Origin of the sequence: Bacillus sp. AP50, from assembly GCF_040492675.1 — a bacterium.
GTDB lineage: Bacteria > Bacillota > Bacilli > Bacillales > Bacillaceae_G > Bacillus_A > Bacillus_A cereus.
The window spans coordinates 1-3915 of record NZ_JBEUTW010000145.1 but is presented as its reverse complement, the minus strand read 5'-3'; the positions used below and the strand labels follow the sequence as shown (position 1 = coordinate 3915).

The following is a 3915-nucleotide window of genomic DNA, read 5'->3' as shown; positions in this document are numbered from 1 at the left end:
CTATTATCTATTATAATGACATTATTTAAAATTTTCAGTATATTTGTTGATTTTTAGACAAATTTTTAATGACAAATTTCGATTCACATCGCATATATTATAAAGTACGATATTAATAGATTCACAAACCCTCAAGGTGGTGAGCAATACATTGATTCATAAAAAAATATATAATGCTAGAAACTTAAAAACAGCGAAAGGCACTTTAATTATTGAAGGTCCTGTCTCTACACATAACTTAGAAATGTATGAGTTTCATCCAGACTTAATTGCGTTTCGTCCTGCCGAGCAACAATATAAAGCAATTGTCGAAATTTCTAAATTACCAGAAGCTCGTCTCATTATTGCTAGACATGACCAAACAATTGTTGGATATGTTACATACTTGTATCCTGATCCACTTGAACGATGGTCAGAAGGAAAAATGGAAAACTTAATTGAGCTTGGGGCAATTGAAGTAGTCCCAGCCTTCCGCGGGAGTTCTGTCGGAAAGAACTTACTAGAGGTTTCTATGATGGACGATTATATGGAAGATTACATTATATTGACGACTGAATATTATTGGCACTGGGATTTGAAACAAACAGGATTGAATGTGTGGGAATACCGAAAAGTAATGGAGAAGATGATGAATGCTGGCGGGTTACAATGGATGGCTACAGACGATCCTGAAATTTGTTCACATCCTGCCAACTGTTTAATGGTCCGCATCGGTAAACGCGTTGATACGGATTCTATTCAAGCTTTTGATCGTCTACGTTTTCACAATCGTTTTATGTATTAATAAAGGGGGCAACTGGAATGATTGTAGAAGAAATTATGAATCAAAATGTAGTTACATTGCATCCAAACGATACAATCGAAACAGCAATCCGAACGATACGCACGAAAGGCATTCGGCACATTCCAATTGTCGATCAAAATAATCACGTCGTAGGCATTATTTCTGATCGGGATGTAAGAGATGCAAGTCCGTCTATTCTAGATGAACAAGTTTCAATCGATATGCTACAGCAACCGCTCGAACTTATTATGAAACATCCTGTTATGACTTGCCATCCTCTCGATTTCGTTGAGGAAATTGCTACTTTATTTTTTGAAAATAAAATTGGCTGTCTTCCTGTTACAAAGGCTGGGAAGTTAGTTGGAATCATTTCTGAATCTACAGTACTGCACACATTAGTAAAATTAACAGGAGCACATCAACCAAGTTCGCAAATTGAAATTCAAGTAAAAAACGAACCTGGTATTCTTGGAAAAGTCGTTGCTATTTTTAGTGATTTACAAATAAATATCGTGAGCGTTCTCGTCTACCCAGCAAAAGACGAGAATGATAAAGTACTCGTTTTCCGCATTCAAACGATGAATCCTCTAAAAGTGATTGATGCACTTGAAGCAGAAGGTTACCGCGTATTATGGCCAAACATCATGGGGATGCAGGCATGAGTAGCGCGTTTATTTATTCGGATGACTTTCGGGGCTATTCATTTAGCCCTGATCATCCTTTTAACCAACTGCGCGTCACACTTACGTATGATTTATTACAAAAGGGCGGTTTCATCTCTCCCTCTCAAATCATCTCACCACGGATGGCTACAGATGAAGAGATCGCCTACGTTCATACAGAGGAGTACATAAATGCGGTAAAACGTGCTGGAGAAGGAAAGTTAGAAAAATCAATTGCAATGACATATGGACTCGGAACAGAAGATACACCGATGTTCCCAAATATGCACGAAGCAAGCGCATTGCTCGTTGGCGGTACGTTAACAGCTGTCGATGCTGTTCTTTCCGGAAAAGTAAAACACGCACTTAATTTGGGCGGCGGCTTACATCACGGCTTTCGCGGCAAAGCATCTGGCTTTTGTATTTATAACGACAGTTCTATCGCAATGAAATATATTCAAAAGAAATACGGTTTACGCGTCTTATATATTGATACAGATGCTCATCACGGTGATGGCGTACAGTGGTCGTTTTATGATGACCCTAACGTATGCACCATTTCACTGCATGAAACTGGTCGTTATTTATTCCCTGGAACTGGCGCTGTAAACGAACGTGGCCAAGGTAATGGTTATAGTTATTCTTTTAATGTTCCACTCGATGCTTTTACAGAAGATGAATCGTTCTTAGAATCATATCGAACTGTTGTAAAAGAAGTTGCAGCGTACTTTAAACCGGATATTATTTTAACGCAAAATGGTGCTGACGCACATTATTATGACCCACTTACACATCTTTGTGCGACAATGAATATTTACCGCGAAATACCGAAGCTCGCTCGTGAAATTGCTAATGAATATTGCGAAGGTCGCTGGATCGCTGTCGGCGGTGGCGGCTATGACCATTGGCGTGTCGTACCAAGAGCATGGGCACTCATTTGGCTCGAAATGAACAACATCCAAAACATCTCAGGTTATCTCCCTCCAGAATGGATTGAAGCTTGGAAAGGACAAGCAGAAACAGAACTTCCCCTCACATGGGAAGATCCAGACAACATGTATAAACCTATCCCCCGTAAACCAGAAATTGAAGAAAAAAACGCATTAACTGTAGCGAAATCCCTTGAAATTATTCGGAATAATATGACAAAATCTTTATACTAAACGAAAAGGAGGCTCGTTTTTGAATAGCCTCCTTTTATTTAAAGCTTGCTATTATTGTCGTTTTCTGTCGGTAAGTCGATATATTTTAATAATCGCTGATATATTCCGAGTTACGCCGATATATTTTGATAATCGCTGATATATTCCGAGTTGCGCCGATATATTCTAATAATCGCTGATATATTTTCATTTTATAACAGTCTGGCCCAACTTTTATGAGAAAAGGTCGTGATATTATGTGGAAACGACAAATAATCCACACGAAACGTGGTACATTTGAATTCTTTACAAAAGGAGATGGCGAATCGCTTTGTATTACACATCACTATTCACAATTTAATGAAACTGGTGATTACTTTGCAGATGTTTTTACTGCTACGCATCGTGTATTTCTCATTAATTTACGAGATACTGGTCGCTCTGTAACCGCCCAGTCAGAAAACGAATTAAGCATGATTGAAACAATCCACGACTTAGAGGCAATACGAGAAGCATTACAACTTCCAACATGGCATTTCGCCGGTCATTCAACAGGTGGTATGCTTGGACTTTTATATGCGATTACATATCCAAATTCCTTACAATCATTAGTCGTAGCAGGAGCTGCAGCAAGTAACTATACCGAAACACCATTTTGCATTTATCACCCAGCACATCCACAGTTTCATTATATGCAAAAACTCATCGAAAACTTAAAAAGCCCTCACCTTACAAGTGAAGAACGAAAAGAACTATCTACTGAGAGAACAAAATTATCATTGTATAAACCAGAAAACTACAACTCTTATTTTTGTAAACCAATCAATAAAACAATGTCCGTTAGCCGGATGAACGCTTTCGCCAATGAATATCCTTCATTTGATTTAAGAGAGTATTTACCTTTCATCCAAACAAAGACACTTATTATATGCGGAAGATATGATGTGCAGTGTCCAGTTCAATATTCTATCGAGATACATGATGGGATACGTAATTCTATCTTCATTCCATTCGAAAACAGCAACCATTATCCTTTTTTAGAAGAAGCGACCCTGTTTACTTCTACTACTCAAATATTTTATAAATCGTTACGCCAGTACCGTTATTATTAAGGAAAGCTCACAGTCTCTATAAGACTATGAGCTAAATTTTCAGAAGAAATATTTCGTACTATATAAAAATAAAAGATAAAAGGAAAAGAGCACCAAACCTACATCAAACAACACTGACTTTTTATCTCCTTCTTTTAAACCTATCGTAATATTAAAAATGCTTCTAACTATCCAACCTAATACTAAAAATAACCAGCCGAAATGATCATTTGTAT

Annotated in this window: 4 protein-coding genes; all 4 read left to right on the top strand. The window is 37.6% G+C overall.

Annotation, left to right across the window (positions count from 1 at the left end; translation table 11 throughout):
- Nucleotides 1-151: 151 nt before the first annotated feature.
- Nucleotides 152-784, top strand: a complete 633-nt coding sequence (acuA, locus tag ABWK52_RS12735) for an acetoin utilization protein acetyltransferase AcuA (protein WP_000581388.1) — start codon at nucleotides 152-154, stop codon at nucleotides 782-784.
- A 17-nt stretch (nucleotides 785-801) separates the two neighbouring features.
- On the top strand, nucleotides 802-1446 hold the full coding sequence (locus ABWK52_RS12730) for an acetoin utilization AcuB family protein (protein ID WP_000634578.1): 645 nt from the start codon (nucleotides 802-804) through the stop codon (nucleotides 1444-1446).
- Nucleotides 1443-2609, top strand: coding sequence for an acetoin utilization protein AcuC (gene acuC / locus ABWK52_RS12725; RefSeq protein ID WP_000092824.1), 1167 nt, complete (start codon nucleotides 1443-1445; stop codon nucleotides 2607-2609). The genes ABWK52_RS12730 and acuC overlap by 4 nt, the downstream gene beginning before the upstream one ends.
- Before the next feature lie 215 nt (nucleotides 2610-2824).
- Nucleotides 2825-3700, top strand: coding sequence for an alpha/beta fold hydrolase (locus tag ABWK52_RS12720; RefSeq protein ID WP_176527133.1), 876 nt, complete (start codon nucleotides 2825-2827; stop codon nucleotides 3698-3700).
- Nucleotides 3701-3915 lie beyond the last annotated feature (215 nt).